The sequence below is a fragment of the Phycicoccus endophyticus genome (assembly GCF_011326735.1).
Lineage (GTDB): Bacteria > Actinomycetota > Actinomycetes > Actinomycetales > Dermatophilaceae > Phycicoccus > Phycicoccus endophyticus.
The window spans coordinates 135,140-161,895 of sequence record NZ_JAANCN010000004.1 but is presented as its reverse complement, the minus strand read 5'-3'; the positions used below and the strand labels follow the sequence as shown (position 1 = coordinate 161,895).

General features: G+C 73.6%; 22 protein-coding genes. 12 read left to right on the top strand and 10 right to left on the bottom strand.

All coding sequences use genetic code 11. From position 1 onward, the window contains the following. Positions 1 to 22 precede the first annotated feature (22 nt). From glgB to G8D98_RS06635, 6 genes are all read right to left on the bottom strand, one after another. Positions 23 to 2,248, bottom strand: a complete 2,226-nt coding sequence (gene glgB, locus G8D98_RS06660; protein ID WP_166100754.1) for a 1,4-alpha-glucan branching protein GlgB — start codon at positions 2,246 to 2,248, stop codon at positions 23 to 25. Next, on the bottom strand, positions 2,245 to 3,699 hold the full coding sequence (locus G8D98_RS06655) for a maltokinase N-terminal cap-like domain-containing protein (protein ID WP_166100751.1): 1,455 nt from the start codon (positions 3,697 to 3,699) through the stop codon (positions 2,245 to 2,247). The genes glgB and G8D98_RS06655 overlap by 4 nt, the downstream gene beginning before the upstream one ends. After that, positions 3,692 to 5,425 carry a maltose alpha-D-glucosyltransferase gene (gene treS, locus G8D98_RS06650; RefSeq protein WP_166100933.1) on the bottom strand — a complete coding sequence of 578 codons (1,734 nt, stop codon included), beginning with the start codon at positions 5,423 to 5,425 and terminating at the stop codon, positions 3,692 to 3,694. Before treS ends, G8D98_RS06655 begins: the two co-directional genes overlap by 8 nt. Positions 5,426 to 5,439: 14 nt before the next feature. After that, positions 5,440 to 7,467 (bottom strand): alpha-1,4-glucan--maltose-1-phosphate maltosyltransferase, encoded by a 2,028-nt coding sequence (locus G8D98_RS06645; protein ID WP_166100749.1) that lies wholly within the window; start codon positions 7,465 to 7,467, stop codon positions 5,440 to 5,442. A gap of 66 nt (positions 7,468 to 7,533) precedes the next feature. After that, positions 7,534 to 10,107, bottom strand: a complete 2,574-nt coding sequence (locus G8D98_RS06640; RefSeq protein WP_166100746.1) for a glycogen/starch/alpha-glucan phosphorylase — start codon at positions 10,105 to 10,107, stop codon at positions 7,534 to 7,536. A 117-nt stretch (positions 10,108 to 10,224) separates the two neighbouring features. Beyond that, complete coding sequence (locus G8D98_RS06635) at positions 10,225 to 11,526, bottom strand: alpha-hydroxy-acid oxidizing protein (RefSeq protein ID WP_187566487.1); 1,302 nt, start codon at positions 11,524 to 11,526, stop codon at positions 10,225 to 10,227. Positions 11,527 to 11,636: 110 nt separating this feature from the next. Between G8D98_RS06635 and G8D98_RS06630 the strand changes: the two genes are divergently transcribed. Beyond that, positions 11,637 to 12,164, top strand: a complete 528-nt coding sequence (locus G8D98_RS06630; protein ID WP_166100744.1) for a hypothetical protein — start codon at positions 11,637 to 11,639, stop codon at positions 12,162 to 12,164. A 31-nt stretch (positions 12,165 to 12,195) separates the two neighbouring features. On the opposite strand, the gene glgX is transcribed toward G8D98_RS06630, so the two are convergent. After that, positions 12,196 to 14,334 carry a glycogen debranching protein GlgX gene (glgX, locus tag G8D98_RS06625; RefSeq protein WP_229661924.1) on the bottom strand — a complete coding sequence of 713 codons (2,139 nt, stop codon included), beginning with the start codon at positions 14,332 to 14,334 and terminating at the stop codon, positions 12,196 to 12,198. 253 nt (positions 14,335 to 14,587) lie between these two features. Here glgX and G8D98_RS06620 point away from each other — a divergent pair, with 253 nt between their 5' ends. Both G8D98_RS06620 and G8D98_RS06615 read left to right on the top strand, forming a co-directional pair. After that, positions 14,588 to 15,058: a T3SS (YopN, CesT) and YbjN peptide-binding chaperone 1 gene (locus G8D98_RS06620; protein WP_166100741.1), complete on the top strand. Its 471-nt coding sequence runs from the start codon at positions 14,588 to 14,590 to the stop codon at positions 15,056 to 15,058. Continuing rightward, a complete protein-coding gene (locus tag G8D98_RS06615) occupies positions 15,055 to 15,834 on the top strand; it encodes an enoyl-CoA hydratase/isomerase family protein (protein WP_166100739.1) in 780 nt (259 codons plus the stop codon). Before G8D98_RS06620 ends, G8D98_RS06615 begins: the two co-directional genes overlap by 4 nt. Positions 15,835 to 15,906: 72 nt before the next feature. Here the strand turns inward: G8D98_RS06615 and G8D98_RS06610 are convergent, their stop codons facing one another. Next, the gene (locus G8D98_RS06610; RefSeq protein WP_166100736.1) at positions 15,907 to 17,214 is read right to left on the bottom strand and encodes a DUF2254 domain-containing protein; all 1,308 of its coding nucleotides are present in this window, start codon (positions 17,212 to 17,214) and stop codon (positions 15,907 to 15,909) included. 190 nt (positions 17,215 to 17,404) lie between these two features. On the opposite strand from G8D98_RS06610, the gene G8D98_RS06605 reads away from it, so the two are divergent. The 9 genes from G8D98_RS06605 to G8D98_RS06565 all read left to right on the top strand — a co-directional run bounded on the left by G8D98_RS06605 (position 17,405) and on the right by G8D98_RS06565 (position 24,601). Continuing rightward, positions 17,405 to 18,193 (top strand): electron transfer flavoprotein subunit beta/FixA family protein, encoded by a 789-nt coding sequence (locus G8D98_RS06605; protein WP_166100734.1) that lies wholly within the window; start codon positions 17,405 to 17,407, stop codon positions 18,191 to 18,193. Positions 18,194 to 18,219: 26 nt separating this feature from the next. Beyond that, on the top strand, positions 18,220 to 19,176 hold the full coding sequence (locus tag G8D98_RS06600; protein ID WP_166100730.1) for an electron transfer flavoprotein subunit alpha/FixB family protein: 957 nt from the start codon (positions 18,220 to 18,222) through the stop codon (positions 19,174 to 19,176). 37 nt (positions 19,177 to 19,213) lie between these two features. Next, positions 19,214 to 19,627, top strand: coding sequence for a VOC family protein (locus tag G8D98_RS06595; RefSeq protein ID WP_166100728.1), 414 nt, complete (start codon positions 19,214 to 19,216; stop codon positions 19,625 to 19,627). Between the two features lie 46 nt (positions 19,628 to 19,673). Further along, positions 19,674 to 20,858: a cysteine desulfurase family protein gene (locus G8D98_RS06590; RefSeq protein ID WP_166100725.1), complete on the top strand. Its 1,185-nt coding sequence runs from the start codon at positions 19,674 to 19,676 to the stop codon at positions 20,856 to 20,858. Then, complete coding sequence (gene mnmA / locus G8D98_RS06585) at positions 20,858 to 21,940, top strand: tRNA 2-thiouridine(34) synthase MnmA (protein ID WP_166100722.1); 1,083 nt, start codon at positions 20,858 to 20,860, stop codon at positions 21,938 to 21,940. The genes G8D98_RS06590 and mnmA overlap by 1 nt, the downstream gene beginning before the upstream one ends. Continuing rightward, positions 21,937 to 22,326: a TraR/DksA family transcriptional regulator gene (locus tag G8D98_RS06580; protein WP_229661923.1), complete on the top strand. Its 390-nt coding sequence runs from the start codon at positions 21,937 to 21,939 to the stop codon at positions 22,324 to 22,326. The genes mnmA and G8D98_RS06580 overlap by 4 nt, the downstream gene beginning before the upstream one ends. Positions 22,327 to 22,390: 64 nt before the next feature. After that, on the top strand, positions 22,391 to 23,365 hold the full coding sequence (locus tag G8D98_RS06575) for a pirin family protein (RefSeq protein ID WP_166100719.1): 975 nt from the start codon (positions 22,391 to 22,393) through the stop codon (positions 23,363 to 23,365). A 73-nt stretch (positions 23,366 to 23,438) separates the two neighbouring features. Further along, positions 23,439 to 23,591, top strand: coding sequence for a hypothetical protein (locus G8D98_RS06570; RefSeq protein WP_166100716.1), 153 nt, complete (start codon positions 23,439 to 23,441; stop codon positions 23,589 to 23,591). Then, positions 23,588 to 24,601: a uroporphyrinogen decarboxylase/cobalamine-independent methonine synthase family protein gene (locus tag G8D98_RS06565; protein ID WP_166100714.1), complete on the top strand. Its 1,014-nt coding sequence runs from the start codon at positions 23,588 to 23,590 to the stop codon at positions 24,599 to 24,601. The genes G8D98_RS06570 and G8D98_RS06565 overlap by 4 nt, the downstream gene beginning before the upstream one ends. A gap of 15 nt (positions 24,602 to 24,616) precedes the next feature. Here G8D98_RS06565 and G8D98_RS06560 read toward each other — a convergent pair whose 3' ends face one another. Both G8D98_RS06560 and G8D98_RS06555 read right to left on the bottom strand, forming a co-directional pair. Continuing rightward, the gene (locus G8D98_RS06560) at positions 24,617 to 25,216 is read right to left on the bottom strand and encodes a hypothetical protein (protein WP_166100711.1); all 600 of its coding nucleotides are present in this window, start codon (positions 25,214 to 25,216) and stop codon (positions 24,617 to 24,619) included. After that, positions 25,213 to 26,703, bottom strand: a complete 1,491-nt coding sequence (locus G8D98_RS06555; protein WP_166100709.1) for a long-chain-fatty-acid--CoA ligase — start codon at positions 26,701 to 26,703, stop codon at positions 25,213 to 25,215. The genes G8D98_RS06560 and G8D98_RS06555 overlap by 4 nt, the downstream gene beginning before the upstream one ends. Between the last annotated feature and the right edge of the window lie 53 nt (positions 26,704 to 26,756).

Sequence of the window (26,756 nt, the reverse complement as noted above, 5' to 3'; positions counted from 1 at the left end):
CCGGGTCAGCGTCCCGGTGTGCTCACAGGCTCAGCGTGGGCTCCGCCGGCTCGGTGCCGGCGACGGGCGCGAGGTAGAGCGTCGAGAGCCGGGCGACGCGCACGGTCACCGAGTACGGCTGGTCGTCCCACGGCGTCGCCTCCGCGGCGAGCCGTACCCCGGCCTGGCTCGGGGTGCCGGCCTCGTCGTACCCGCTGGTGTCGAGGACGACCTCCCACTCGCCGGCGCGGGGGACGCCGACCCGCACCCAGTCCTTGTCGGCGCCGCTGTAGTTGACGACGGTCGCGACGACGTCCCCGGAGCCGTCGGCCCGCTCGTTGCGCAGGTAGGAGAGCAGGTTGCCGGTGTTGTCGTCGGCGTCGAGCCAGCGGAACCCCGCCGGCTCGCCGTCGAGCGCCCACAGTGCCGGGTGCTCCCGGTAGAGGGTGTTCAGCTGCTTGACGAGCGCATGGACCCGGTGGTGGGCGGCGTGGTCGAGCAGCCACCACTCCAGCGAGCGCCCGTCCGCCCACTCCTGGGGCTGGGCGAACTCGCAGCCCATGAAGAGCAGCTGCTTGCCCGGGTGGCTCCACATGTAGCCGAGGAACGCGCGCAGCGTCGCCAGCTGCTCGGGCCGCTCGCCGGGGATCTTCGTGAGCAGCGAGCCCTTGCCGTGGACGACCTCGTCGTGGCTGATCGGCAGCACGAAGCTCTCGCTGAAGGCGTACATGAGCGAGAAGGTCAGCAGGTTGTGGTGGTACTGGCGGTGCACCGGCTGCTCGTGCAGGTAGCGCAGGGTGTCGTTCATCCACCCCATGTTCCACTTCAGCCCGAAGCCGAGCCCTCCGCTCGAGGTCGGGCGGGTCACGCCGGGCCACGAGGTCGACTCCTCCGCCACGGTGACGATGCCCGGGGCGCGCCGGTAGGCGGTCGCGTTCGCCTCCTGGAGCAGCCCGATCGCCTCGAGGTGCTCGCGCCCGCCGTGGACGTTGGGGATCCACTCCCCGTCGCGGCGGGAGTAGTCGAGGTAGAGCATCGAGGCCACGGCGTCGACGCGCAGGCCGTCGACGTGGAACTCCTCGAGCCAGTACAGCGCGTTGGCGACGAGGAAGTTGCGCACCTCGAGCCGGCCGAAGTCGAACACGTGTGTGCCCCAGTCCGGCTGGTCGCCGCGGCGCGGGTCGGGGTGCTCGTAGAGCGGCAGTCCGTCGAAGCGGGCCAGGGCGAACTCGTCCCGGGGGAAGTGCCCGGGGACCCAGTCGAGGATGACGCCGATGCCCGCCTGGTGCAGGGCGTCGACGAGGAACTTGAAGTCGTCGGGTGCACCGAAGCGCGCGGTCGGGGCGTAGTACCCGGTGACCTGGTAGCCCCAGGACGGGCCGTAGGGGTGCTCCATGACGGGCAGCAGCTCGACGTGGGTGAACCCGAGGTCGGTGACGTAGTTGACGAGGTGTTCGGCGAGCTCGCGGTAGGACAGCCCCTGGCGCCAGGAGCCCAGGTGTACCTCGTAGACGCTCATCGGCCCGGTGTGCGGGTCGCGCTGGGCGCGCTGCTCCATCCACGTCGCGTCGCCCCAGGTGTGGGTGCTGTCCTCGACGACCGAGCCGGTGCGCGGTGGGCACTCGGTGCGCCGCGCGAGCGGGTCGGCCTTGGTGCGCACGACGTCGTCGGCGCCGCGGATCTCGTACTTGTAGACCTCGCCCGCGCCGACACCGGGGATGAACAGCTCCCAGACCCCGCTGCTGCCGATGAGCCGCATCGGGTGGACCCTGCCGTCCCAGCCGTTGAAGTCGCCGACGACCCGCACGGCCTTGGCCCGGGGGGCCCACACGGCGAAGGAGGTGCCGGTGACCTGCCCGAGCGGGCCGTCGTAGGTGTGCACGCGGGCCCCGAGCACCGTCCACAGCTGCTCGTGGCGACCCTCGCCGACGAGGTGGAGGTCGACGTCCCCGAGCGTGGGCGCGAACCGGTAGGGGTCGTCCTGCTCGTGCTCGACGCCGTCGCCCCAGGCGACGAGCAGGCGGTAGTCCATCGTCCGGGACGTCCCCGTGCGCACGGCGCTCCACACGCCCTCGGCCTCGTGCTCGAGCTGGAGCACCTCGCCGTCCTCGAAGCGGACCCGGACCGACTCGGCCAGCGGGCGCAGGACCCGGATGCGCAGCCCCTCCGGCTCGAGGTGCTGGCCGAGCAGGTCGTGCGGCTGCTGGTGGCGGCCCTGGACGAGGGCGGCGATGGCGCCGCCGACCTCGGGGCTGGGGGTGGGGCTCACGGAAGGTCTCCTTGCGGTGTGGCGGTGGAGAATCGGGTGGTGAGGCGGTCGACGGCGGCGACCGGGATGCCGACCCAGCCGGGTCGGTTGCGGGCCTCGTACACCACCTCGTAGAGGGCCTTGTCGAGCTCGAAGGCGGCGAGGACCGCGGCGTGGTCGCGTGGGTCCTCGCCGGCGGTCGCGGCGTACCCGTCGAGGAAGGCCTCCTGGGTGGCGGCGACCCAGCGGCGGGCCGAGCGGCCGGTGGCCCGCTCGTGCGAGCCGCCGGCGTAGTCGACGCTGCGCAGCATCCCCGCGACGTCGCGCAGCCGGTGGTCCGGACGGGTGCGCTCGGCGAGGGGGCGCAGTGGCTCGCCCTCGAAGTCGAGCAGGACCCAGCCGCGCTCCGGTGAGTGCAGCACCTGCCCGAGGTGGTAGTCGCCGTGGACGCGCTGCAGGTCCGGCCACCGGGCACCGGCCGCGGCCTCGAGCACCTGCTCGACCGCCGGGACGGCGGCCCGCAGCTCGGGGACCTCGGCGACCGCGGCGGCCAGCCGCCCACGCATCGCCGACAGGGTGGTGGCGACGGTCTCCGGGGTGGTCGGCAGGGTGCCGAGGGCGCGGGCCAGGGTGGCGTGCACCTCGGCGGTGGCGGCGCCGAGGTCACGCGCCGCAGCGGTGAAGTCGCCCTCCTCCTCGGCGGCGCGCAGCGCGACCCGCCACGCGTCCTGCACCCCGGGGAGGAACTCCTGGGCGAAGGCGAGGTGGCCGTGGGCCTCGTGGTCGCCGTCGACGCCGGGGTGCGGCCAGCTGCCGGCGACGGCTCCCACGACACGGGGCACCCGGGCGCAGCCGGCGTCGACGAGGGCGCCCTGGAGGACGACGTCGGGGTTGTCACCGGGGGAGAGCATGCGGAAGACCTTGACGATGAGCGGCAGGGAGGCGCCGTCGCGGGTCTCGGTGTCGAGGATGACCGAGGTGTTGGACTGCTCGCCCCGCAGGACCCGAGAGCCGGTGACCGAGACCGCCTCCGTCCAGCTCGGCTGGGGCACACCGGTGAAGGCGTCGTCGGGGGTGTCCGACGTCGAGGAGGAGGCGGCCCGGACCCGGCCCTGCACGAGCTCGAGGAGCTGGGTCGCGTAGACCGGGTCGTGGGGCGCGTCGTAGACCCAGCGGTGGCCGAGGACGGAGTGCTCCGTCGTGCCGACGAGGGCGTGCTCGGCGTCGGGCAGCGGCGCGTCGCGGTAGGTCAGCGGCACCTGGTAGACGACGGGCTCCGGTCCGGACTCGTCGGCGAGCAGCAGCGTCTCGACGCCGACCTCGCCGGCAGGGTCGTCCAGCCGCCAGGACGCGAGCCGGCGCAGCCGGGGCGAGCGGCCCTTCGCGGCGTACCAGCGCTGGTCTCCCATCCAGGCCTCGACGAGCTCGAGCTTGCTCGGGGTGATGGTCGCGTCGTGGTGCAGCTCAGCCATGCTCGCCCCCGGGCGGTGGGTCGAGCGCGAGCCAGAAGAAGTCCCGCGACCCGAGCGTGAGGGTCAGCGCGCCGTCGTCGCCGATGTCGGGGAACCCGGTGCCGCCGAAGAGGTCTCGTGTCTGCCACCCGTGCAGCTCCTCCGGGACGGTGAGCGTCGTCGCCTGCGGCCTCGCGGAGAGGTTGTTGACGCACAGCACCGCACGCGCCGAGCGGTCCTCGACGTCCCGCTCGCGCCGGTCGACCCGCACGAAGGCGAGCACCCGCTCGTGGGAGCTGTCGCAGACGGTGAAGTCGCCCAGACCGAAGACGGGGTGCTCGCGGCGCACCGCGAGCATGCCGCGCACCCAGTGCAGCAGCGAGGAGCCGCTCGCCATCTGCGCCTCGACGTTGACCTGGTTGTAGTGGTGCACGAGGGACTGGATGACCGGCAGGTAGAGCTTGCCGGGGTCGGCCGTGGAGAACCCGGCGTTGCGGTCCGGCGTCCACTGCATCGGGGTGCGGACGGCGTCGCGGTCGCTGAGCCAGATGTTGTCGCCCATCCCGATCTCGTCGCCGTAGTAGAGGCACGGCGAGCCGGGCAGCGAGAGCAGCAGGGCGTGGATGAGCTCGACCTCGGGCCGGGAGTTGTCCAGCAGCGGGGAGAGCCGGCGGCGGATGCCGATGTTGGCCCGCATCCGGGGGTCGGGGGCGTACCAGCCGTACATCGCCGCCCGCTGCTCCGGCGTGACCATCTCCAGGGTCAGCTCGTCGTGGTTGCGCAGGAAGGTGCCCCACTGGGTGCCCGTGGGGATCGGCGGGGTGTCGGCGAGGACGTCGACGATCGGGGCCGCCTTCTCCTCGCGCAGCGCGTAGTACAGCATCGGCATCACGGGGAAGTGGAAGCACATCTGGCACTCGGGGGAGTCCTCGGTGCCGAAGTAGTCCACGACCTCCGACGGGGGCTGGTTGGCCTCGGCGAGCAGGATCCGGCCCGGGTACTCGGTGTCGACCATCGAGCGCAGCGCCGCGAGGAACTCGTGGGTGCGCGGGTGGTTCTCGCCGTTGTGCCCCTCCTCCTCGAAGAGGTAGGGGACGGCGTCGAGCCGGAAGCCGTCGATGCCCATGTCCATCCAGAACCGGACGACCTCGAAGATCGCCTCGTGCACCGCCGGGTTCTCGAAGTTCAGGTCAGGCTGGTGGCTGAAGAACCGGTGCCAGAAGAACTGCCGGCGGATCGGGTCGAAGGTCCAGTTCGAGGTCTCGGTGTCGATGAAGATGATCCGGGCGTCGGTGTATCTGTCGTCGGTGTCGGACCAGACGTAGAAGTCGCCGTAGGGCCCCTCCGGGTCGCTGCGCGAGGCCTGGAACCACGGGTGCTGGTCGCTCGTGTGGTTCATCACGAGGTCGGTGACGATCCGGATGCCGCGCGCGTGCGCCTGGGTGATCAGCTCGCGGAACTCCGGCAGCGTCCCGAACTCGGGCAGCACCTGGGTGTAGTCGGAGATGTCGTAGCCACCGTCGCGCAGCGGGCTGGCGTAGAACGGGGGCAGCCACAGGCAGTCCACCCCGAGCCACTGCAGGTAGTCGAGGCGGTTGATGATGCCGGCGAAGTCGCCCTCGCCGGAGCCGGTGGAGTCGCCGAAGGCCCGCACGAGCACCTCGTAGAAGACCGCCGTCCGGAACCACTCGGGGTCGTGTCGGAGCCCGGGCTGGTTCATCCCGAGCCCCGGCGTGCTGTGGCCCATGCCGGGGATGACGCTCACCAGGGCCTCCGGAGGGCGACGACGTGGCAGGGTTCGGTCTCCGGCCCGAGCCGGACGTAGACGTCGCGTTGCCAGACCCAGCGCTCGTCGGTGAGCAGGTCGTGGGCCTCGAACGAGTCGCCGGGCTGGAGGCCGAGCGCGGCCAGGTCCAGGCGCATCGTGCTCGCCCGCGTCGAGTGCGGGTCGAGGTTGGCCACGACGAGCACGACGTCCTCGGTGCCGTCGTCGAGGACGCGGCGGCGGGAGTAGGCGAGGAAGTTCTCGTCGTCGACGTGGTGGAAGCGGATGTCGCGCAGCCGGTGCAGGGCGGGGTGCGCGCGCCGGATCTCGTTGAGCCGGGTCAGCCAGCCGGCGAGGGTGCGGCCCTCGCGCGGCCCGCCGGGCTCGTCGTCGCCCCAGCGGCGGTCCTTGTACTCGTACTTCTCGTTGTCGATCTGCTCCTCGGCGCCGGGCCGGGCGACGTGCTCGACGAGCTCGTAGCCGGCGTAGATGCCGTAGGTCGGGACGAGGGTGGCGGCGAGGGCGCTGCGCACCTTCCAGGCCGCCGGACCCCCGAACTGCATGTACGGCGTGAGGATGTCGTGCGTCGTCGGCCAGAACGAGGGGCGCATGTAGTAGGACGCCTCGCCGGAGAGCTCGGTGAGGTACTCGCGCAGCTCGGCCGGGGTGTTGCGCCACGCGTAGTACGTGTAGCTCTGCTGGAAGCCGACCTTGGCCAGGGTGTGCATCATCGCCGGCCGGGTGAACGCCTCGGCGAGCCAGATGACGTCGGGGTGGTCCTTGGCGACGTCGGCGATGATCCACTGCCAGAACTCCACCGGCTTGGTGTGCGGGTTGTCGACGCGGAAGATCTGGACCCCGTGGTCGATCCACACCTGGACGACCCTGCGGACCTCGGCGTAGATGCCGGCGGGGTCGTTGTCGAAGTTCAGCGGGTAGATGTCCTGGTACTTCTTCGGAGGGTTCTCGGCGTACGCGATGGTGCCGTCGGCCCGGGTCGTGAACCACTCGGGGTGCTCGCGCACCCAGGGGTGGTCCGGGGAGCACTGGAGCGCGAGGTCCAAAGCGACTTCGAGGCCGAGCTCCTCGGCGCGGGCGACGAAGGCGTCGAAGTCGTCGAAGTCGCCGAGGTCGGGGTGGATCGCGTCGTGGCCGCCCTCGGCCGAGCCGATGGCGTAGGGGCTGCCGGGGTCCTCGGGCCGGGCGTCGAGGGTGTTGTTCGGCCCCTTCTTCGCGGCCTGCCCGATGGGGTGCACCGGGGTGAGGTAGACGACGTCGAAGCCCATCCCGGCGATCGCCGGCAGCCGCTCGGCGGCCGTGCGCAGTGTGCCGCTGACCCAGCGGTGGCTCTCGGCGTCGTAGTACGCGCCCTCGCTGCGGGGGAAGATCTCGTACCACGCGCCGTAGAGGGCACGTTCGCGCTCGACCAGCAGGCTGTACTCGCGCGAGGGGGTGACCATGTCGCGCAGGGGCCGGGCGCCGAGCTCGTCCTCGACCGTGCCGTCCGTGCCGGCCTTGAGCCGCACGCCGGCCGACCGCGAGGCGTCCCGCAGGCCGGTGACCGCCTCGACGAGCACCTGCTCCTGCTCGGGCGTGCGCTCCACCTCGTCGAGGGCCCGCTCGAGGACGCGGGCGCCCTCCTCGAGCATCAGCTCGGTGTCGACGTCGGCCGCGACCTTGATCGTCGCGTCGTGCTCCCAGGTGCCGTAGGGGTCCGACCAGCCCTCGACCCGGTAGCTCCACCACCCGGTGCGCTCGGGCGTGAGCCGCGCGACCCAGTGGTCCAGGCCGGCGTTGACACACGTCATCGGCACGTGCCGCTCGGCGCCGTCGGGGTCGGTGAGGACGAGGGTGGCGTTCACGGCGTCGTGGCCCTCGCGGAACACCGTCGCGCTCACCTCGACCTCCTCGCCGACGACGGCCTTGGCCGGGCGCTCGCCGCAGTCGACGGCCGGCCGGACCTCGAGGACGGGGATCCGGCCGAGGGGGACCTGGGGAGGGGCGGTGCGGAAGGCATCACTCACCCCACCGAACCTACACGGAGCGGCGCCGGCCTCCCCACGTCCGGACCCGGCACGCCGAGCGCGCTCTCAGGAGTGCCAGATCCGCTCGAGGTAGTCGCGCATGGAGCGGTCGGAGGAGAAGAACCCGGAGCGGGCGACGTTGAGGATCGCCGACCGGGTCCAGGCCTCCGGGTCGGCGTAGGCCGCGTCGACCCGCGACTGGGCCTCGAGGTAGGAGGAGAAGTCGGCCAGCGCCATGAAGGCGTCCTCGTGGAGCAGGTTGTCGACGACCGGCGCGACCGCCTGCCGGTCGCCACCGGTGAAGTGCCCGCTCGCGACGAGGTCGATGGTGCGGCGCAGGGCCGGGGTGGTCTCGTAGACCTCGGCGGGGGTGTACCCCGCCGCCCGGCGCCGCTCGACCTCCGGCTCGGTCATCCCGAAGAGGAAGAAGTTCTCGTCGCCGACGAGCCGGCGGATCTCGACGTTGGCGCCGTCGTCGGTACCGATGGTGAGCGCGCCGTTGAGGGCGAACTTCATGTTGCCGGTGCCCGAGGCCTCCTTGCCGGCGAGCGAGATCTGCTCGGAGAGGTCGGCCGCCGGGATGAGCTTCTCCGCGAGGGTGACGTTGTAGTTGGCCGGGAAGGCGACCGAGAGCAGCCCCTGGACGCGCGGGTCGGCGTTGACGACGCCGGCGACGGAGTTGACGAGGAAGATGATCTCCTTCGCCAGGTGGTAGCCGGGGGCGGCCTTGGCCCCGAACACGACCGTCCGCGGGGTCATCTCCTCGGGCGCGACCCGGCCGGAGACGAGGTCGTCGTAGAGCGAGACGATGTGCAGCAGCTTGAGGGTCTGGCGCTTGTACTCGTGCAGCCGCTTGACCATGACGTCGAGCATCGCCTCCTGCGGCAGGCGCAGGCCGTCACGGACGGCGAGCAGGCGGTAGAGGCGCTCCTTGTTCTCGCGCTTGACCCGGCGGAACTCCTCGCGGAAGGAGGCGTCGTCCGCGTAGGGCTCGAGCTCGCGCAGCCGGTCGAGGTCGGTGACCCAGCCCTCGCCGATCGTGTCGGTGAGCAGCTCGGAGAGCCGGCGGTTGGCCAGCCGGACGAAGCGCCGGGGGGTGACGCCGTTCGTGACGTTGGTGAACTTCTCCGGCCACAGCTGGGAGAAGTCGGGCAGCACCTTGTCGCGCAGCAGCTGGCTGTGCAGCTCGGCGACGCCGTTGACCTTGGCGCCGGCGACCGTCGCGAGGTAGGCCATCCGGACCGAGCGCTCCGGGTGCTCGGCGATGACCGACATCCGGCGCACCCGCATCTCGTCGCCCGGGAACGCCTCGCGCACCTGCTCGAGGAACTCCTCGTTGATCCGGTAGATGATCTCCAGGTGCCGGGGGAGGAGCCGCCCGAGCAGCTCGACCGACCACACCTCCAGGGCCTCCGGCAGGAGCGTGTGGCAGGTGTAGGCGAAGCACCGCTGGGTGACCTCCCAGGCCTCGTCCCAGGCGAAGCCCTTGCGGTCGACGAGGATCCGCATCAGCTCGGGGATGGCGATGACCGGGTGGGTGTCGTTGAGCTGGAAGACGATCCGCTCCGGGAGGCGGTGCAGGTCGAAGTCCGCGGGCAGGGTGTTGTCGATGAAGTCGTGCAGAGAGCAGGCGACGAAGAAGTACTGCTGCTGCAGGCGCAGCTCCTTGCCCTGGGGCGTGGAGTCCTCGGGGTAGAGCACCTTGGAGATGTTCTCGGCGAAGGTCTGGGCCCGGACCGCCTGGGTGTAGTCGCCGGCGTTGAAGATCTGCAGGTCGAAGGCGTGCGTCGCGCGGGCGCTCCACAGCCGCAGGGTGTTGACGACGCCGTTGCGGAAGCCCGGGACCATGTAGTGGTAGGGCATCCCGAGGACCGTCCAGTCCGGTACCCAGCGGGTGTGCTGCGTGCCGTCCGCGGCCGTGCTCGTCTCGGTGCTCCCGCCGAAGCCGACGAGCACCTGGCGCTCGGGGTGGGGGAACTCCCACGGGCTGCCGAGCGAGAGCCAGGAGTCGGGCAGCTCGACCTGGCGGTCGTCCTCGAAGGTCTGCCGGAAGATGCCGTACTCGTAGCGGATGCCGTAGCCGATCGTCGGCACGTCCATCGTGGCCAGCGAGTCGACGAAGCACGCGGCCAGCCGGCCGAGACCGCCGTTGCCGAGACCGGGCTCGACCTCCTGGGCGCGCAGCGTCGCGATGTCGATCCCGCACCGGCGCATGGCCTCCTCGGCGACGTCCTGGAGGTTGGTCGCGAGCAGGTTGTTCCCCAGCTGCCGGCCGAGCAGGTACTCGGCGGACAGGTAGCCGACCGTCTTCTGCTGTGCGTGGCGGCGGCGGGCGCCCGTCTCGAGCCAGTCGGCCATGAGGTAGCGCCGGACGGTGCGGGCCAGTGCGAGGTACTGGTCGTTGAGCGTCGACTGCGACAGCAGGGTGCCCTGGCCGTAGTTGAGCTCGCCGAGGAAGGTCTCGACGAAGCCGTCGACCGTGGGAGCCGGCTGGACCACCGGCCCCGAGGCGAGCGGGTGGCTCGTCCGGAAGGCGGGGCCGATCCGCCGCGCGTCGGTCGAGGGCGACTCGTCGGAGACGGTGACAGGCTGCGGCGCCCCGTCGGAGACGACGGGGGGCGTGGGCGAGTTCTCGGACATCGGGTCGTCCTTCGGGGAGGGCGGCGGAGGGACGCAGCGACGGTGGTGCGCAGGACAGGGTACGCACCCCGGCCGTGGGGAGACCGGTCACGGGTCGGCGGGGGCGGGCCGCGGGGCTCAGGGGGCCAGGCGCAGCCGGGCGCGGGTGACCTCGGTGAGGCTCCGGCACCCGGTGAGCGCCATCGTCAGGTCGAGCTCGGCGACGAGGTTGCGCAGCACCTCGGCCACGCCGTCCTCCCCGGCCAGGGCGAGCCCGTAGACGTAGGGTCGGCCGATCCCGACCGCGCTCGCCCCGAGGGCCAGGGCGACGAAGGCGTCCGCGCCCGTTCGCACGCCGCTGTCGAAGATGACCGGCGCCCGCGAGCCCCGCGAGCGGACCGCACGGGTGACCTCGGGGAGGGCGTCGAGCGCGGCGACCGTGCGGTCGACCTGCCGGCCGCCGTGGTTGGACACCCAGATCCCGTCGACGCCGGCGTCGACGGCCCGGCCCGCGTCGTCGGGGTCGAGGATCCCCTTCAGGACGATCGGCAGCGAGGTGAGGGCCCGTAGCCGCGGCAGGTCCGCCCACGTCAGCGAGGGGCGCGCGAAGAGCTCGCCGAAGGTGTCCACCGCGGCCCGGGGCTCCGGGGAGGTGACGTTCTCCCGCGTCGAACCGGGGTGGTGGCGGCTCATCGAGAGGAGGGTCCGCACGGCGGCCGGCGTCGGGGACGGTGCCGGGTGGGACCCGAGCTCTTCGGGGTCCGCCGCGGCGACCCGCTGGGTGACGAGCCGCCGGAAGACCGGGTCGGAGGTGTACTGGGCCAGACCCTCGCCCCGCGCGAACGGGAGGTGGCCGAGGTCGAGGTCGCGTGGGCGCCAGCCGAGGACGCTGGTGTCGAGGGTGACGACGACCGCCTCGGCGCCACAGGCCTCGGCGCGGCGGACGAGCGAGGCGGTGAGCTCGTCGTCCGCGCTCCAGTACAGCTGGTACCAGAACCCGCCGCCTCCGAGCTCGGCGGCGACGACCTCCATCGGCACCGACGCCTGCGTGCTGAGGACCGGGGTGGCGCCGTAGCGGCGGGCGGCGCGGGCCACCGCGAGGTCGGCGTCCCGGTGCGCGACCGAGAGCACGCCGACCGGGCAGAGCAGCAGAGGATGGTCGTGGCGGTGGCCCAGTAGGTCGAGCGAGAGGTCGCGCTCGCCGGTGTCGACGAGCATCCGCGGCAGCACCCGCCAGCGCTCGAAGGCCTCGCGGTTGGCCCGCGCACCGGCCTCGCTGCCCGCCGCACCCGTGACGTACGCGAAGGCCCGCCGGAGCATGACCCGTTCGGCGGCGGCCTCGAGCCGCGAGCCGTCGGTGGGCACGGCGGGCCGGCGCCCGTAGGTTCCCGCCCGGTAGATGGCGGCCTGGGCGAGGCGTCCGATGCCCGCAGCGACCACGTCGGCCTGTCTACCCGAGGGCGGTGCCCGCCCGTGCCCGGTCCAGACCCGAAGGGGCCGTCCGGTGGACCCCGCCACCCTCCCCGGGGCGCTCCGCCTAGGGTGCGAGGGTGCAGCGATTCGTCTGGGTGGCCTGGGGCCTGCTCGTCGTCGTCGTCGACCTGCCGCTCGCCGGCTGGGACATCGTCCCCGACGTCGTCGGGTGGGTGTGGGTGCTCGTCGGGCTCCGCGGGGCGGACACCGTGCACCCGGCCTTCGTGCGGGCCCGGGCGGCGGCTCTGGTCGGGGTCCCCGTCTGGCTGCTCACCGGCACGCCGCTGCTCACCGGTGAGCGGTGGGCCGCGCTGGCGTTCACCGCGCTCACGATCGAGATCGTCCTCGTCACCGTCGTGACCCACCAGCTGTGCACCGGGGTGCTCGCCACGGCGGCCGACGACGGCGAGGCGCTGCGCTGGGCCCGGCTCCTGCGGGTCGCCGCGGTCGTCGTCGGCGGGGTCCTGCTCGTCGGCCTCGCGCTCTACGCGGCCGGGGTGGGCATCCTCTACGGGCTCGGCTACCTCGGCCGGGTCGTCGTCGGGGTGCTCACGGTCATCCTCCTCCAGCGGGTGGCCCGCTCCGGTCGGCTCGCGCCGGCCTGACAGCGGCGCGCCCCCGTCCGGGGGCCGCGGGTCACTCCGCCACGTAGAGCCGGACCGAGAGCGCCTCCAGGGTGCTCTCCTCGCCGACCGGCTCGCTCGCGGCCGCGGCGGGCCGCGGCCAGGCGCTGTCCCACACCAGCCGTCGGGCGGTGGACGTCGTGGCCGGGAGGGTCACCGCCACCGGGTCCACCCCGCCGTTGACGACGACGAGCACCGCGGCGCCACCGCCGGGCGGGGCGGCGAGCGTCATCTGGAGCACCCGGGCGCTCTCGTGCCACCGGCCGTCCATCGGGTACCCGTCGGCGCCGTACCACGCCACGTCCGCGGTGCCGTCGGCGTCGACCGTGCGGCCGGTAAGCCAGGTGCGCTGGCGCAGCGCGGGCAGGGACCGCCGCAGCGCGAGCAGGTGGCGGGTCGTCGCGAGCAGGTCCTCCTGCCAGGGCCGGAGGGACCAGTCCAGCCAGGTCGTCTCGGTGTCCTGGCAGTACGCGTTGTTGTTGCCGCCCTGGCTGCGGCCGATCTCGTCGCCGGCGGTGAGCATCGGCACGCCCTGGGAGAGCAGGAGGGTCGCGAGGAGGGCGCGCAGGGTCCGCGTGCGGGAGGCGAGCACCTCGGGGGCCTCGGTGGGGCCCTCCACCCCGTGGTTCCACGACCCGTTGCCGTTGGACCCGTCGCCGTTGGCCTCGCCGTTGGCCTCGTTGTGCTTGTGGTCGTAGGAGACGAGGTCGGCCAGGGTGAACCCGTCGTGCGCCGTGACGAAGTTGACCGAGGCGGTCGGTCCGCGGTCGTGGTCGCCGAAGAGGTCGCGCGAGCCGGTGAGCCGCGTCGCCAGGTCGCGCGCGTCGTGGGCCGGGCGGCCGTCGTGGGCGGCGTGCACGTCCGAGACCCAGAACCGGCGGGCGGCGTCGCGGAAGCGGTCGTTCCACTCGAGGAAGGGGGGCGGGAACTGGCCGGTGCGCCAGCCGTGCGGCCCGATGTCCCACGGCTCGGCGACGAGGGTGACCCGGCTGAGGACCGGGTCGGTGCGCAGTGCGACGAGGAAGGGGTGGTCGGGGTCGAAGGCGTCGCCGCGGTCACGACCCAGCGCGACCGCGAGGTCGAAGCGGAAGCCGTCGACGTGGTAGTGCTCCACCCAGTGGCGCAGGCTGTCCAGGACCATCCGGCACACGACGGGGTGGCGCAGGTCGAGGGTGTTGCCGCACCCGGTGACGTCGATGTCCCGGCCCCGCTCGTCGAGCCGGTAGTAGGCCTGCTGGTCCAGGCCACGCCAGGAGAGGGTCGCACCCGTGCGCTCCTGCTCGGCGGTGTGGTTGAACACCACGTCGAGGAGCACCTCGACGCCCGCCGCGTGCAGCAGCTTGACCATGCCCTTGACCTCGTCGACGGCGCCCTGCGGGTCCCGGGCGGCGGCATAGGGGGCGTGCGGCGCGAAGAAGCCCATCGTGTTGTAGCCCCAGTGGTTGCGCAGCCCCCGGCGCACCAGGTGCGGCTCGTGGGTGAAGGCGTGCACCGGCAGCAGCTCGACCGCCGTGACCCCGAGGGTGAGCAGGTGCTCGAGCGAGGCGGGGTGTGCCAGGCCGGCGTACGTGCCGCGCAGGTGCTCGGGGACCTCGGGGAGACGCATCGTCTGGTTGCGGACGTGCGCCTCGTAGATGACCGACTCGCTGCGCGCGTGCCCGGGTGGGCGGTCCTCGCCCCAGTCGAAGGCCTGGTCGACGACGACGCCGCGCGGGACGTGACCCCGGCTGTCCACGGGGGAGGGGTGCTCGAGGTCGCCGCGCCAGGCCTCACCCACCGGGTGGCCGTAGACCTCCGGCCCCCACGAGACCTCGCCCTCGAGCGCCCCGGCGTACGGGTCGAGGAGGAGCTTGGCCGGGTTGTACAGCAGGCCGCGGTCGGGGTCCCAGGGGCCGTGGGCACGCAGGCCGTAGCGCGTGCCCGCACCCATGCCGGGGACGACGCCGAACCACCAGCCGTGGGCCCGCTCCTCGAGCACGACCCGGCGCTCGCTCTCGCCCGTGGCGTCGTCGGCGTCGAAGAGGCAGACCTCGACGGCGTCGGCGTGCCCGGCGTACACCGAGACCTCGGCGCCGCCGGGGACGAGGGTCACGCCCGGGGGAGGCGGGAGGTCGCGGGGCGCCCGACCGGAGGCGAGGGGGCTGGGTGGCACGTCCGGGAGCGTAGTGAGCCGCGCGCGCACCCCCGCGGCCGGCCCCGAGAGCATCGGCACCGCGGCGACCCGCGGCCCCCCTCCTCCCGCCCCCCGGCCGCCGGATGACCTCTCCGGGTCATGTGCGTCTCGTCCGGCACTGTCGATGTCGCTGTGCCCTGGTGCCATGGCGCCTCGGTTCGGCGAGATCAGCATGGGCGAGCGGGCGTGACGTGACCGGGAGAGGTCTTCCGGCAGTCGTTACGGTGGGAGCATGACCGACCCCACCTCGCTGCCCAACTTCCCACCGCCCCCGGACGAGCACCCGCTGCGCGGCCGGGTCCTCGACGTGCTCGTCGACCTCGGGCTCTCACCGAACATCGACGACGACGGCGACGTCGCCTTCCAGGCCAACGACCAGCAGCTGTTCGTGCGCTGCACCGAGGGCGACGTCGAGATCATGCGCCTCTTCGGGCAGTGGCAGATCCAGGACGAGCTCACTGCCGACCGTCTCAAGCTCCACGAGACGTGCAACGAGATCAACCTGCACATGAACCACGTCAAGACCGGGATCGCCGGCTCGACGCTCGTGGTCACCGGGGAGCACGTCGTCACCCCCGGCGCCGACCTCCCCGTGCTCACGCAGGTCTCCATCCAGGTCGTGCTCTCGGCCGTGCACCTGTGGCACCAGCGCATCCTCGGCATCGACCCGGAGACCGGCCGGCCCACCGAGGACGGACAGTGACCGACCTCGTCCGTCTCGAGGTCGCGGACGGCATCGGGACGGTCCGGCTGGACCGGCCGCCGATGAACGCGCTCAACGCCGAGATCCAGCGCGGGCTCGTCGCCGCCTGCCGTGAGGCCGAGCAGCGGCGCGACGTCGCGGCCGTCGTCGTCTACGGCGGCGAGAAGGTGTTCGCCGCCGGCGCCGACATCAAGGAGATGGAGACGATGTCCTACACCGACATGGTCGACCACTCCGCGCTGCTCCAGGACTTCACCCGGGCCCTGGCCCGGCTGCCCAAGCCGACCGTCGCGGCCGTCACCGGCTACGCGCTCGGCGGGGGCTGCGAGGTCGCGCTCGCGTGCGACTGGCGCATCGCCGCCGACGACGCCAAGCTCGGCCAGCCCGAGATCCTCCTCGGGATCATCCCGGGGGCCGGTGGCACCCAGCGCCTCGCCCGTCTCGTCGGACCCGCCAAGGCCAAGGACCTCGTGCTCACCGGGCGCTTCGTCGGCGCCGAGGAGGCGCTGGCCATCGGGCTGGTCGACCGGGTCGTCCCCGCGGCCGAGGTCTACGACGCCGCCCGCTCGATGCTCGCGCCGTTCGTCGGCGGGCCGGCCTACGCGGTCCGCGCCGCGAAGGAGGCCGTCGACCGCGGTCTCGAGGTCGACCTCGAGACCGGGCTGGAGATCGAGCGCACCCTCTTCGCGGGTCTCTTCGCGACGAAGGACCGAGCCACCGGGATGCGCAGCTTCGTCGAGAACGGCCCGGGCAAGGCGACCTTCGAGGGAGCCTGAGCCGGACGCCGGACGCCGGACGCCGGACGCTCTCACCCGCTGCCCGGCCGGCTCACGGGCCAGTGGCCGCCCTCACCGGCCGCTGGCCCGCTCGCCCGGCCCCGGGCCGCCGGCCTGCCCGGCGCGCAGCGCGGCCCGCTTGGCAGCGACCGTCGCCGCGTGCTCCGGGCGGGCCATCGCCTCGACGTCCTCGAGCAGCGCATCGACCCGGGCGGGCACCTGGAGGGTGTCGCGACCGTAGTGGGCGATTTCGTCCAGGCTGAGGTCGAGCATCCCGGCGAACGTCGGCGGCCGGTCGAGCACCCGGACCGTGCCGTCGCCGTCGACGAGGTGGGCCGAGCGGTCGGGCCGTACCGCCGCCACCCGCAGGATGCGGTGCAGCTCGTCGAGCACCTGCACGGCGGTCGTCGGGTCGTTGACGCCCGGGGAGAGCGCCCGCTCGGCGATGTCGACGAGCTGGCGCAGGCCGAACTCGGGGTCCTGCTGGAGGGTGCGCTCGCGCCCCAGCCCGAAGGCGTCCCGCACCGCCTCGACGACGTCGTCGCCGGCGTGCGCGCCGTGGACGACGGCCAGCTGCTGCCCGCGGTGGCGCACCTGCCCGGGCCGGGTCCGCAGCTCGACGACCGCGCCCGCCCGCTGCGCGGCCCGCACGAGCGCGCTGTAGTGGACGCGCTGGACGACGCCGTGCCGCTCGCCGGTCGTCACCGTCACCGACGGCCCGGGCGCCTGCGACCAGCTCGGCGGCACCGCGGAGGTGTCGTCCCACTCCGTGGCGGGGCCGCGCTCGAGGGAGCGCACGGTGTACCCCGCGATCCGGTCGACCACCCGGTCGACCTGGATGGAGTCGGTGATGTGGTGGATGAACGCGATGAACAGCGCGACGCTCGCCAGGACGAGCCCGAAAGCGAGGGTCACCGACAGCTGGGGCACGAACTGGGCCTCGCCGCCGCGCACGTCGCGCAGCACCATGAGCGCGAAGACGAACGAGGAGATGAACACCCCCAGGGTGACCTGGACGATGCGGCTGCCGAGGAAGGTGCCGAGCAGCCGCGGCGTGAACTGGCTGCTCGCGAGCTGCATGACGACCATCGTGATCGAGAAGACGAGGCCGGTGACCGAGATCATCGCGCTGGCGATCGTCCCGAGGAGGCTGCGGGCGGAGTCGGCGTTGCCGCCGAAGAGCGGCTCGACGTCCTGGAGGAGGTGCTCGTCGGCGAGCGGCACGAGCACGCCGGCGAGCACCGACGCGGCGACGACGACCGCCGGGAGCACCCAGAAGGGCCGCCACAGCGACTCCCACCAGCCGACGGTCTCCGGGTCGCCCAGCGGGCCCACGGTGCGCCGGATGCTGCCCGGTCCGACCTCGTCATCGCCGCTCATCGCCCCGATCCTCCCAGAGCGGCCGGGTCCCGTCCGGCGCGCGCACCGCGCCGCATTCCCACCGCCGGGGTGGTGACCGTCACGCCGCACCGATGGTGGACAGCCGCCCGCCGGCTGTCAGGATGGAGGGCGATGCGTGCCGGGAGTCCGGCACGGGACCACCGACCCACAGGAAGAGGACGACCCGCGCATGAACATCGTCGTCTGCGTCAAGTACGTCCCGGACGCCCAGTCCGAGCGGACGTTCCAGGACTCCGACAGCACCGTGGACCGCGCCGCCGACGGGCTGCTCTCCGAGCTCGACGAGTACGCCGTCGAGGAGGCGCTGAAGATCGTCGAGGCCGCCGGCGAGGGTGAGGTCACCGTCGTCACGGTGGGCCCCGAGGCCGCCGCCGACGCGATCAAGAAGGCCCTCCAGATGGGCGCGGACCAGGGGGTCCACGTCCAGGACGAGGCGATCCACGGCTCGGACGCCGTGGCCACCTCCCTCGTGCTCGCCGAGGCGGTGCGCAAGGTCACCGAGGGCAGCCCGCAGCTCGTCCTGACCGGGATGTCCTCGACCGACGGCGTCATGGGGGTCGTCCCCGCGATGATGGCCGAGCGGCTCGGACTGCCGCAGGTCACCTACGCCTCCGAGCTGACCGTCGGCGACGGCACGGTGACGATCCGCCGCGACGGCGACGTCGCCTCCGAGACCATCGAGGCCGCGCTGCCCGCGCTCGTCTCGGTCACCGACCAGATCAACGAGCCGCGCTACCCCTCGTTCAAGGGGATCATGGCCGCCAAGAAGAAGCCGGTGCAGACCTGGTCGCTCGCCGACCTCGGCATCGACCCTGCGAGCGTCGGGCTCGAGGCGGCCTGGACCTCGGTCGTCGCGTTCGCCAAGCGACCCCCGCGCGAGCAGGGCGAGATCGTCACCGACGAGGGCGACGGCGGCTCCCGGCTCGCCGAGTTCCTCACCGCCCGCAAGTTCCTCTGACGCGCCACCACCCAGGAGCACAGACCATGGCCGAAGTTCTCGTCCTCGCCGACCACGCCGGTGGCCGGCTGCGCAAGGCGACCGCCGAGCTGCTGACCCTCGCCCGGCGGGTCGGCGAGCCGTCCGCCGTCCACATCGGGCCCGGCGCGGAGGCCGCCCAGAAGACCTACGCCAAGTACGGCGCGCACACGGTGTACGTCGTCGACGACCCCGAGGCGGCCTCCTACCTCGTCGCGCCCCAGGCGGAGATCCTCGCCCAGCTCGTCGAGCGCACCTCGCCGGCCGCGGTGCTCGTCCCGAGCAACGCCGCCGGGAAGGAGATCGCCGCCCGGCTGGCCGTCAAGACCGGCTCGGGGCTGATCACCGACGCCGTCGACCTCGTCGCGGGCCAGGACGGGCCGGAGACCACGCAGTCGGTCTTCGCCGGCTCGTACACGGTGACCGCGAAGGTGACGACCGGCACCCCGATCCTCTGCGTCAAGCCGAACTCGGCCACGATCGAGGCCGCGCCGGCCGACGGCACCCTCGAGCCGGTCGAGGTGTCCGTCAGCGACGCCGCGAAGGCCGCCCGGGTCACCGACAGCCAGCCGAAGAAGGCCACCGGGCGTCCGGAGCTCACCGAGGCCGCGATCGTCGTCTCCGGCGGGCGCGGGACGGGCGGGGACTTCGGCCCGGTCGAGGAGTTCGCCGACTCCCTCGGGGCAGCGGTGGGCGCGAGCCGTGCCGCCGTCGACGCCGGGTGGTACCCGCACAGCAACCAGGTCGGGCAGACGGGCAAGCAGGTCTCGCCGCAGCTCTACGTCGCGGCCGGCATCTCGGGAGCCATCCAGCACCGGGCGGGTATGCAGACCTCGAAGACGATCGTCGCCGTGAACAAGGACGAGGAGGCGCCGATCTTCGAGCTCGTCGACTTCGGCGTCGTCGGCGACCTGTTCGCCGTCCTCCCGCAGGCCACGGCCGAGGTGCGCAAGCGCAAGGGCTGACCCTGCGCCCGTCGCCGCCCGGCGTTACGGTCGGTGGATGGGGACCTCGCCACGGCTGCTGCACACGGTGCTCGACACGACCGACGTCCGGGCGCTCGCCGAGTTCTACCGCGAGCTGCTCGCGCTGCACTACCGCGAGGGTGACGCGCCACCGGCCGGCGGCGAGCCCGACGACGCCGACTGGCTCGTCCTCACCGAGGCCGACGGCACGCGCCGGCTCGCCTTCCAGCAGGTACCCGAGCTGACCCCGACGACGTGGCCCGACCACGAGGTGCCGATGCAGCTGCACCTCGACCTCGTCGTCGAGGACGCCGCCGACCTCGTGCGCCAGCGCGCCCGGGCCGAGACCCTCGGCGCGCGGCTGCTGCTCGACCGCACCGACGACCCCGACGAGCCGCTCTACGTGCTCGCCGACCCCGCCGGTCACCCGTTCTGCCTCTTCCCCGCCTGAGCCGGCGGCACGGTGGCGTCGGCGCCCGACCGTAGACTCGACGTTCGTGACCCACTACCTCGACCACGCGGCGACGACGCCGATGCTGCCGGCCGCCATCGAGGCGTTCGTCGAGTCCGCCGGGTCCGTGGGCAACGCCTCCTCGCTGCACACCGCGGGTCGCGCCGCGCGCCGGACCGTCGAGGAGTCGCGTGAGCGGATCGCCGCCGCGCTGGGCTGCCGGCCCTCCGAGGTGGTCTTCACCTCCGGAGGCACCGAGGCCGACAACCTCGCGGTCAAGGGCACCTGGGCGGCGCGCCGCGGTGCCGACCCCGCCCGCACCCGGGTGGTCAGCTCCAGCGTCGAGCACCACGCCGTCCTCGACTCCGTCGAGCACCTCGTGCGCAGCCGCGGGGCGCAGGTCTCCTGGCTCGAGCCCGACCGCTGCGGGCATGTGGCCACCGGCGACCTGCGGGCGGTCCTCGCCGAGCACGGGGCGAGCACCGCGCTCGTCTCGGTGATGTGGGCCAACAACGAGGTCGGCGCCGTGCAGCCGGTCGCCGAGCTCGCCGCGGTCGCGCACGAGCACGGCGTCCCCTTCCACACCGACGCGGTCCAGGGCCTCGCCCACCTCCCGGTGCGCTTCGACGCCTCCGGCGCCGACCTGATGACCGTCACGGCGCACAAGGTGGGCGGGCCGGTCGGGGTCGGTGCGCTGCTCGCCCGCCGCGACGCCGCGCTCGAGCCGCAGCTGCACGGCGGCGGCCAGGAACGCCAGGTGCGCAGCGGCACCCTCGACGTGCCGGCGGTGCACGCCTTCGCCGTGGCCCTGGAGGAGACGGTCGCCGCGCGCGACGTCGAGGCCAAGCGCGTCCTCGGGCTGCGCGACCGGCTCCTCGAGGGGGCGCTCGGCCTCGGTCTCGGCATCACCGTGGGCGGCTGCTGGCACCCCGGCGACGGTGAGCAGCGCCTCCCGGGCAACGCCCACCTCGTCGTCCCCGGCTGCGAGGGCGACTCGCTGCTCTACCTGCTCGACGCCGCCGGCGTCGAGTGCAGCACCGGCTCGGCCTGCCAGGCGGGCGTGCCCCAGCCCAGCCACGTGCTGCTCGCCATGGGCCACTCCGAGGCCGAGGCGCGCGGTGCGCTGCGGCTCTCCCTCGGGCACACCTCGACCGACGCCGACGTCGACGCCGTCCTCGCCGCCCTGCCGGGCGTCGTCGAGCGTGCCCGCCAGGCGGGCGGGAGCCGCTGATGCGGGTCGTCGCCGCGATGTCCGGCGGGGTCGACTCGGCGGTCGCCGCGGCCCGGATGCTCGACGCCGGCCACGACGTCGTCGGCGTGCACCTGGCCCTGTCGCGCTCGGCCGCGACGCTGCGCGAGTCGGCCCGGGGGTGCTGCACCCTCGAGGACGCCGGGGACGCCCGGCGGGTGGCGGACCGGCTCGGCATCCCGTTCTACGTGTGGGACCTCGCCGAGCGCTTCGAGCGGGACGTCGTCGAGGACTTCGTCCAGGAGTACGCCGCCGGACGCACCCCCAACCCGTGCCTGCGCTGCAACGAGCGGATCAAGTTCGCCGCCCTGCTCGACAAGGCGCTGGCCCTCGGCTTCGACGGTGTCGCGACCGGTCACTACGCGCGGGTCCTCGAGGGGCCGTCCGGGCGAGAGCTGCACCGGGCGGTCGACCCGGACAAGGACCAGTCCTACGTCCTCGGCGTGCTCGACGCCGACCAGCTCGCCCGTGCCTTCTTCCCCCTCGGCGGGTCGCTCAAGGCGGCGGTGCGCCAGGAGGCCGCCGAGCGCGGGTTCGCCGTGGCCCGCAAGCCGGACAGCCACGACATCTGCTTCGTCGCCGACGGCGACACCCGCGGCTTCCTCACCAGGCGTCTCGGGGAGCGCCCCGGTGAGCTCGTCGACGCCGTGAGCGGGAAGGTCGTCGGCGAGCACGCGGGCGTGCACGGGTTCACCGTGGGCCAGCGCCGCGGGCTCGGGCTCGAGCGCTCGCGCCTCGACGGTGAGCCCCGCTACGTCGTCGGCGTAGACGCGCCGCGGGCGCGGGTCCTCGTCGGGACGGCAGACCTGCTCGGGGTCGACGTGCTCGAGGGAGCCCACCTGCGCTGGTGTGGCCCGCCGCCGTGGGGCGAGGTGGTCCTCGGCGCCCAGGTGCGGGCGCACGGCGAGGAGGTGCCCGCGAGCGCCACGGTCGCCGAGGAGGTGGTCCGGGTCAGGCTCGGGCGCCGGGTGCGTGGGGTGGCGCCGGGGCAGTCGGTCGTGCTCTACGAGGGCTCCCGGGTCGTCGGGTCGGCGACGGTCACGGCCACCTCGCGGGCGGCGTGAGCGAGCCCGGCGCGCACGGCGGCAGCGGAACGGCGGGGGCACAGGCCCGCGCACGCCTCGCCGCCGAGCGGGCGCAGGTGCTGGCCCGGCTCGCGGCGATGGGGGAGGACCTCGAGCGGCTCCTCGAGGCCTCGCGCGACTCCAACGCCGACGACGAGCACGACCCCGAGGGCCAGACGATCGCCTTCGAGCGCTCGCAGCACCAGGCGCTCGCGGCCGAGACGAGGCACCGCCTCGCCGAGGTCGACGCCGCCCTCGCCCGCGTCGCCGACGGTAGCTACGGGCGCTGCGCCGTGTGTGGCGAGCCGATCGCCGAGGGGCGGCTCGAGGCTCGCCCGACGGCCCGCACGTGCGTGCGGCACGCACCCTCGCTCGGGAATGGTTGAAACGTCAACTAGTGTTGGACACAGCGGCCGCCTCGAGGCCGACCACCCAAGGAGCGTGAGCGCCGTGCCTGCCGTGACCGTCGAGAACATCCTCGCCCTGCCCCGGGTCGCCGAGCCCGTTGCGGGGGCCGTGAGCCGCCCCGTCCACTCGGTGACGACCGCGCCCGCGGGCTTCGAGGGCGAGGGCTTCCCCGTCCGCCGGGCCTTCGCCGGGGTCGACCTCGCGGCCCTGGACCCCTTCATCCACATGGACCAGATGGGCGAGGTCGAGTACGCGCCGGGTGAGCCGAAGGGCACCCCGTGGCACCCCCACCGCGGGTTCGAGACCGTCACGTACATCATCGACGGGACCTTCGTCCACCGGGACAGCACCGGCGGCGGCGGGGTCATCACCAACGGCGACACCCAGTGGATGACCGCCGGCTCCGGCCTGCTGCACATCGAGACCCCGCCCGAGGAGCTCGTCGTCAGTGGGGGGCTCTTCCACGGGCTGCAGCTGTGGGTCAACCTCCCGCGCGCCCAGAAGATGTCGCCCCCGCGCTACCAGGACATCCGCGGTGGTGACGTCGCACTGCTGTCCAGCCCGGACGGCGGGGCGCTGGTACGCGTCATCGCCGGGACCCTCGACGGCCACGAGGGTCCGGGGGTCACGCACACGCCGATCACCGTCCTGCACGTCACCGTCGCCCCCGGCGCGCGGGTGCGCCTGCCGTGGGAGCCGGGCTACAACGCCCTCGTCTACGCCCTCAACGGCACCGGGTCGGTCGGGCCGGGCCGGCAGCCGCTGCGCATGGGCCAGCTCGCGGTGCTCGGCGGCGGTGACGTCGTCGAGGTCGGCGCCGACGCCAGCCAGGAGAGCCGCAGCCCGAGCCTGGACCTCTACGTCCTCGGTGGCCGCCCCATCCGCGAGCCGGTCGCGGCCTACGGGCCGTTCGTCATGAACACCCGCGCCGAGCTCGTCCAGGCCTTCGAGGACTTCCAGGCCGGCCGCCTCGGAACGGTCCCGGCCGAGCCGCACCCCGGGCACGACGTGCTCTGAGCGCCCCGGCCACCGGTCCTGGCCGTCGTGGTCCGGTGGCGCAGGGCCGGTCACCGCACGAGAGGATGTGCGGGTGTCCCTGACGATGCGCCCGCGCTGCGAACGCCGTGACCTCGACCTGCCCCTCGAGACACCGCCCCCGTCGCCACCCGTCGCGCGGCTCACCCGCACGCCCGAGCGCGGCACGGGCGAGCGCGCCGCGCTGCGCGCCCGGTGGACGTCGTGACCTCCTCCGAGGCCCCGGCCCGGCCGGTCGCGACGGGCATCGGCTCGTGGCCGGGTGAGAGTGCCCGCGAGGCGGTCCGGGCGGTCCGGGACCTGCTCGTCGACGGCGACGGGCGGGGCCTGCCCTACCTCCCCGAGACCCCGGGCCGGGGGCCGGGGGCCGACCTCGTCGGGCGCGCGGCCGGGCTGCTCGTCGACCTGCCCGTCGACCTCCAGCCCAGCGGCTGGCGGCTCGTGGACCGGGCGGGGCGGGACGCGGCCCGGACCGCCTCGCTGCTGCGCGAGGACCTCGACGAGCTCGCCGAGGCCTACGACGGATACTCCGGCCCGCTCAAGGTCCAGGTGGCCGGGCCGTGGACCCTCGCGGCGACCCTGCGGCTGACCCGCGGCGAGCGCGTGGTCAGCGACCCCGGCGCGAGCGCTGACCTGCTCGCCTCGCTCACCGAGGGCATCGGTGCCCACGTCGCGGACGTGCGCCGGCTCGTGCCCGGCGCCGAGGTCGTCCTCCAGGTCGACGAGCCGTCGGTGACCGCCGTGCTCGAGGGTGCGCTGCCGACGGCCTCCGGCTACGGGCGCGTCCGCGCGGTGGACCCGCAGGACGTCGCCCGTGGGCTGCGCGAGCTGCTCGCCGCGCACGACGGCCCGACCGTCGTGCACTGCTGTCACGCCAGGGCGCCCCTCCCGCTCCTGCGCGGGACCGGTGCCGGGTACCTCGCGCTCGACCTCGTCGACGCCTCGCCCGCCCGGTGGGAGTCGGTGGCCGCCACCCTCGAGGCCGGTACCGGCGTCGTCGCGGGCGTCGTCGCCACCGACGGCGAGACCTCCGGCGCGCGCGCCCGCGAGGTCCTCACCGACGGGCTCGAGCGAGCCGGGGTGGCACCGGGCGAGGTGCCACGGCTCGTCCTCAGCCCGGCATGCGGTCTCGCCGGTCGCAGTGCGGCGACGGCCGTGGCGGTCCAGCAGGCGGTCGTGGAGGCCGCGCGGCGCCTCGAGGACGACCTCGCGGGCTGAGGTCGGCGGCCCGGCTCACCAGTCGCGCACCGGTGGCGGCGCCGGCGACTCGTCGGAGCCGGGGTAGGCGTACTCCTCGGTCGGGTCGTCCTCGGCGACGAGCTCGACGTAGCCCTCCTCCTCGCCCGGTTCGAGTGCCACCGCACTGCGCCGGAAGGCCCGCTGCGCGAGCATCCCGCTCGTCACGGACGCGCCACCGAGGACGACGAGGCCCACCGCGACCGTGCGCGGCGCACTCTCGAGCCCGTCGACGAGCTGGCCGGGCGCCCAGGCGAACACCGCGCCGGCGATGGCGAAGGAGCCCAGGACGACGGCCGCGTCCCAGCCGCTCGCCCGCCGCCGCAGCAGCCGCCAGCCGCACACGAGGGTCCACAGGACGAACACGGCCGCGGCCAGAGCGGCGGGGGCGAGGAGCAGCCGGAGGGAGCCGGGCAGGTCGTCCTCGGGGCTGGGCAGGAAGGTCACCCGCACCCAGTAGACGACGACGAGGGCGAGGAGCACCGCCCAGACCATGGTGAACCCGAGCCCCACCGCCCGCCACAGCTCGGCGACCCGCCGGTGCGCGGCGAGCGAGCCCGCGCCCGGGGGCCGGCGTGACCCGCCGCCAGCGCTCACGCGGAGGGGGCGCGGACCTCGCGCCGGAGGATCTTGCCCGTCGGGCCCTTGGGCAGCGCCTCGACGACCCACACCCGGCGGGGGTACTTGTAGGCCGCGATCCGCTCCTTGGTGAAGGCGATGATGTCCTCCGGCGTCGCCTGTGAGCCCTCGCGCAGGGCGACGGCGGCGGCGACCTGCTCCCCGAGCAGCTCGTCGGGCATCCCGACGACGGCGACCTCGAGGACGTCGGGGTGCTGGTAGATGACCTCCTCGACCTCGCGGGGGTACACGTTCATCCCACCGCGCAGGATCATGTCCTTCTTGCGGTCGACGATCGTGAAGTAGCCCTCGTCGTCCATCGTCGCGAGGTCACCGGTACGGAACCACCCGTCCGGGATGGCCTCCGCGGTGGCCTCGGGCTTGTTCCAGTAGCCCTTCATGACGTTGTCGCCGCGGATCGCGATCTCGCCGACCTCGCCGACGGGCACCTCCTGGCCGTCGAGGTCGACGCAGCGCATCTCGCATCCGGGGATGGCCACGCCGATGGTGCCGGGCTTGCGCTCGCGGTCGGGCATGTTGAAGGAGGCGACCGGAGAGGTCTCGGACAGCCCGTAACCCTCGAGGATCATGCAGCCGAGCTTCTCCTCGAACGCCTTCATCACCTCGAGCGGCATCGCCGAGCCACCCGAGGCACAGGTCCGCAGGCTCGAGGCGTCCATGCCGTCCGAGCCGGGGTGGTTGAGGATCGCCGCGTACATCGTCGGGACCCCCTGCATGATCGTCACGCGCTCCTTCTCGATGACCTCGATGGCCGCCTGGGGGTCGAAGCGGGGGATGAGCGCGAGCGACGCGCCGGCGACGGTGGCCGCGTTGAGGCCGACGGTGAGCCCGAACACGTGGAAGAGCGGCAGGCAGCCCATGACGACGTCGTCGGAGGTCATCTCCTGGATGACCTCGGCGGACCGGTGGGCGTTGAGGTGGATGTTGCGGTGGGTCAGCTCGGCGCCCTTGGGGCGTCCGGTCGTTCCGGAGGTGTAGAGGATGACCGCCGTGTCGTCGTCCTCGCGGGGCGTCGGGTCGGCGATGGCGTCGCCGCCCTCGAAGTCCTCGGGGCCCATGGCGCCCGTCGTCACGACGCGCGTGCCGCTGTTCTCGGCCCCCTTCGTGGCCTCGGCGACGAAGTCGGGCCACACGAACGCGATCTTCGCGCCGGAGTCGGTGAAGAAGTAGTCGATCTCGCCGGCCTTGAGCAGCGGGTTCATCGGGACGACGATCCCGCCGGCGAGCAGGACGCCCCAGTAGACGACGGGGAAGGCCGGCACGTTGGGCAGGATGACGGCCACCCGGTCCCCGGGCTCGACCCCGTGGGCTCGCAGCGCGCCCGCGACCCGGGCGGCCATCTGGTGCAGCTGCCCGTAGGTGACCCCCTGCCCGTTTACCCGCAGCGCGTCCTGATCGGGCATCCGGGCAGCGGTCGTCGTGAGGTTGGTCGCGAGGTTGGTCATCGGGGCTCCTGTCCGGCGTCGGCGACGGACCCCCATCCTTGTCGACCCGGCGG

Coding starts and splice junctions, on each gene's coding strand:
- G8D98_RS06600 (WP_166100730.1), top strand. CDS start 18,220: ATGGCCGAAGTTCTCGTCCTCGCCGACCACGCCGGTGGCCGGCTGCGC.
- mnmA (WP_166100722.1), top strand. CDS start 20,858: ATGCGGGTCGTCGCCGCGATGTCCGGCGGGGTCGACTCGGCGGTCGCC.
- treS (WP_166100933.1), bottom strand. CDS start 5,425: ATGGGCCACAGCACGCCGGGGCTCGGGATGAACCAGCCCGGGCTCCGA.
- G8D98_RS06640 (WP_166100746.1), bottom strand. CDS start 10,107: ATGTCCGAGAACTCGCCCACGCCCCCCGTCGTCTCCGACGGGGCGCCG.
- G8D98_RS06610 (WP_166100736.1), bottom strand. CDS start 17,214: ATGAGCGGCGATGACGAGGTCGGACCGGGCAGCATCCGGCGCACCGTG.
- G8D98_RS06620 (WP_166100741.1), top strand. CDS start 14,588: ATGACCGACCCCACCTCGCTGCCCAACTTCCCACCGCCCCCGGACGAG.
- G8D98_RS06655 (WP_166100751.1), bottom strand. CDS start 3,699: ATGGCTGAGCTGCACCACGACGCGACCATCACCCCGAGCAAGCTCGAG.
- G8D98_RS06605 (WP_166100734.1), top strand. CDS start 17,405: ATGAACATCGTCGTCTGCGTCAAGTACGTCCCGGACGCCCAGTCCGAG.
- G8D98_RS06595 (WP_166100728.1), top strand. CDS start 19,214: ATGGGGACCTCGCCACGGCTGCTGCACACGGTGCTCGACACGACCGAC.
- G8D98_RS06555 (WP_166100709.1), bottom strand. CDS start 26,703: ATGACCAACCTCGCGACCAACCTCACGACGACCGCTGCCCGGATGCCC.